A 3607-nucleotide genomic window follows, 5' to 3' on the forward strand; every position below is an offset into this window, starting at 1 on the left:
ATTGCAGGTCACGCAGCAGAACCTTGTGTTCTTTGCCTGCCAGTTCCATCTGGAGGATGGAAGCATGGAACGCTTCTTTCTTGATGGCGTGGAACAACGCGTTGTGATCGAGCTCGATCAGCGTGGGTTCACCGGTGCCACCGTAAACAATACCGGGCGTACGGCCGGTGATGYGGAGACGGCGGCTCGCACCCGTGCCCTGCTTTGCGCGCTCAAAAGCGACGAATTTCATAATCAACTCCAATAAAGAACGGACCGCGACCAGTCTCGTTCTGGTTTAAAAAGCTGCTTTTGCCTCATGACAAACATCATGGAGCGAGGGCAGCTACTTTTTGCTTCAGATCAGAACAGGTTGTCCTGGTCCGAAAACAAACTCATGACCGACTCTCCCTTGGCGATGCGCTGAATGGTTTCAGCGATCAGCGGCGCCACGGAGAGCTGGCGAATCTTTGTGCAACCCACGGCATTGGGGCTCAACGGAATGGTGTTGGTAATCACCACCTCATCAAGTGCGTCGCCCTTGGCGATGCGGTCAATGGCCGGGCCCGAAAAAATCGGGTGCGTGCAATATGCGTAAACCTTCTTGGCGCCGCGCTCTTTCAGCACTTCAGCCGCCTTCACCAGCGTGCCGGCCGTGTCGATCATGTCGTCCATGATCACGCAGTTGCGGCCTTCAATGTCGCCGATCACGTGCATCACTTCGGACACGTTCGCCTTGGGGCGGCGCTTGTCGATGATGGCCATGTCGCAGCCCAGCTGCTTGGCCAGCGCCCGGGCGCGCACCACGCCGCCCACATCGGGCGACACGACCATCAGGTCGGTGTAATTCTTCTGGCGCAGGTCGCCCAGCAACACCGGCGACGCATAAATGTTGTCGACCGGAATATCAAAAAAGCCCTGGATCTGGTCGGCATGCAGATCCATCGTCAAAACACGCGACACGCCCACTGCCTGCAGCATGTTGGCCACCACCTTGGCTGTGATCGGCACCCGCGCCGAACGTGGGCGGCGGTCTTGCCGGGCATAGCCGAAATACGGAATCACCGCGGCGATGCGCTCGGCCGAAGCCCGTTTCAACGCATCAACCATGATCAGCAGTTCCATCAGGTTGTCGTTGGTCGGTGCGCAGGTCGACTGCACCACAAACACATCACGGGCCCGAACGTTCTGCTGGATCTCGACGGTGACTTCGCCATCCGAAAAGCGGCCGACATGGGCTGCACCCAGTGAAATGCCCAGGTGCTGGGCGATATCGGAGGCCATGCTCGGATTGGCATTGCCGGTGAAAACCATGAAGTCGGGATGGTGCGGTTGCATGTGGGGCCCAGCTGCTACAAGGACTTGAACGTGGCTGAAATTTTTATCGGAGCAAAATACGCACGGGGACAACACGCTGCAACGGGGCTTGGCAGTGAGCGCCGCTTGCCTGTTTCCAAAAACACACAGACCCGCTGATACACATCACGCGGGTCTGTCAGGAGTCACACGGGCCCGCTCCGGGCGGGACCGCAACACCGGGGCTACGGCCCACGGCGAATAATTTGGCAGGGGTGGAAGGATTCGAACCTGCGAATGCCGGAATCAAAATCCGGTGCCTTAACCAGCTTGGCGACACCCCTACACAGGACAGTTGTTGTTGCCAACAACAGACCTATAAACTTTTCCATTTAGGTCGCTTGAAAGCGCATTTCAAAGAGCGGTTATTTTACCAACCAGCCAGAGGATGCGCCTCCAAATTGCTGCATGTCCGGACTATCCAGTCATCAGGCAAACCTGAAAGATCCGTCAAATCCGTGCCATGCGGCAGTTGCGCAAATACAGCACTTCCGGAGCCGGTCATGCGTCCTTGAAGATGTTTCGTTTTCAGCCAGTCGATCGACTGGCCAATCTGCGGGCACATCTCCTGCGCTACCGGCTGCAAGTCGTTGCGGCCGAATCCGAAATCAACCGATCTCAAAGGGCCTTCAGCATTTGCAGCAAAGCCTTGGATTGTAGCAGTTTCTGTGTCGCGTTTGAGCCCCGGCGCGCTGAAAATTCGTGGCGTGGAGACGCCGGCAGGAGGCTTGACCACCACAAAACGGGCTGGCGGCAAGGCGAGCGGCGTGATTTTTTCACCAATGCCTTCCACCCAGGCGTGGCCGCCGGACAGGAAAAAGGGGACATCGGCGCCCAGCGACAGGGCGATGGCGTGCAGTTTTGGGATCGGCAGGCGCACACCCCAAAGCCGCTGCAGCGCCAGCAGGCAGCTGGCGGCGTCGGATGAACCCCCACCCATGCCGGCTTGCGAAGGGACGTTTTTTTGCAGACCAATGTGGACGCCCAAAGGCGTGCCGCAAGCCGCCTGCAGCGCCCTGGCCGCCCGTACACACAAGTCCTCGGCGGGCAAGGCCTGGGATTCGCCGGGGTTGCCCTCGTTGAGTTGGCCAAGGTCTTCCCGGGTGATCCGGCCATCGGGGCGCAGCTCAAAGTGAAGGGTGTCGCACCAGTCGATCAGCATGAAGGCGGATTGCAACAGGTGGTAGCCATCGGGCCTGCGTCCGGTGATGTGCAGGAAAAGGTTCAGTTTGGCAGGCGCCGGCACGTCATACAGGGCCTGGAGCGGCTGCGCGGCGTATCGGACGGGGGCGGTATGGGTCGTCATGAACTGGGAGTGCCAAAGCAACAGGAGCCAGGAGGGTGAAGGTACAGGAGGCCTTGCGGAGAAGCCGGGACATCCGTCCCGGAATTATTGGTCAAGGACCACACGCAGGTCGGCTGGGGGTGCCGGCTGCACCCGGCTGGCCGTGATGCGGCCTTCGGCGTAACGGGAAAGGTCTGCAGACCAGCCGCTGACGCTGGCATTGTCGCCCTGCAGCCAGGCAAAGAGCGCGGTCACCGGGACGGCCGCACCTGTCGCCTGGGCCATCAGCTCATCCACCGAGGAAAACCGCTGGATCTTGCCATTGCCTGAGTCGAGTACGGCTTCACCGGGCGACCAGCGGAGCACCCCCAGCACGCTGCCCAAAGGACTGATCAGCGAGAGTTCGCCGCGCTCGGGTTGGCCCTTGAGCTCGAAGCTGGCCGAAAAGGACTGCACGGGTTCGCTTTGGACCTGCAGGCTGATACGGCCTGTCCGAAGCTCATTTTTTGAGACATTTGTGCCGGAAAGCCTTTGCGGTTGAGCGCAACCAGCTATCAAAAAAGGAGCAATAGCGCAGGCGCATACCAGGCCCAGACGGATCAGGTGGACACGCAGTGCAGGCGGCAGGACGCGAATTCCCGTCACAGCTTCACGCGCAGGCGCTTGAGCGTCTCGAGCAGGGTCTCGTTTTCGGGACTCAGCAGCCGGCCTTCTTTCCAGATGGCCACGGCGCGGTCACGCTGGCCTGTGGTCCAGAGTACTTCGCCGAAGTGGGCCGCGATTTCGGCGTCGGGTTTGGCTTTGTAAGCGGCTTCAAAGATCTTGATGGCTTCCGAGGTGTTGCCCATTCGGAATTCGACCCAGCCCAGGCTGTCCTTGATGAATGGATCGGCGGGCGCATATTCGAGCGCTTTGCGAATCAGATCACGCGCTTCCGGCAGGCGCACGCTGCGATCCGCAAATGAATAGCCCAGGGCGTTGTAAGCG

The 3607-nt window shown here is 59.8% G+C and carries 4 protein-coding genes, 1 tRNA gene and 1 pseudogene; all 6 read right to left on the minus strand.

Annotated features, from left to right (window positions below; genetic code table 11):
- Positions 1-232 (minus strand): annotated as a pseudogene (locus AC1DWI_RS16640) (50S ribosomal protein L25/general stress protein Ctc); the annotation flags it as partial.
- Between the two features lie 110 nt (positions 233-342).
- Positions 343-1317 (minus strand): ribose-phosphate pyrophosphokinase, encoded by a 975-nt coding sequence (locus AC1DWI_RS16645; protein ID WP_477668282.1) that lies wholly within the window; start codon positions 1315-1317, stop codon positions 343-345.
- Between the two features lie 225 nt (positions 1318-1542).
- Positions 1543-1619, minus strand: a tRNA-Gln gene (locus tag AC1DWI_RS16650).
- An 86-nt stretch (positions 1620-1705) separates the two neighbouring features.
- The gene (gene ispE, locus AC1DWI_RS16655) at positions 1706-2641 is read right to left on the minus strand and encodes a 4-(cytidine 5'-diphospho)-2-C-methyl-D-erythritol kinase (protein WP_477668281.1); all 936 of its coding nucleotides are present in this window, start codon (positions 2639-2641) and stop codon (positions 1706-1708) included.
- Positions 2642-2725: 84 nt separating this feature from the next.
- Positions 2726-3265: an outer membrane lipoprotein LolB gene (locus AC1DWI_RS16660; RefSeq protein ID WP_477668280.1), complete on the minus strand. Its 540-nt coding sequence runs from the start codon at positions 3263-3265 to the stop codon at positions 2726-2728.
- Positions 3262-3607 (minus strand): tetratricopeptide repeat protein (locus AC1DWI_RS16665; protein WP_477725245.1); only part of this gene is annotated, 346 nt, incomplete at its 5' end. The genes AC1DWI_RS16665 and AC1DWI_RS16660, both read right to left, overlap by 4 nt.

The organism is Polaromonas sp. P3_C2, from assembly GCF_056402675.1.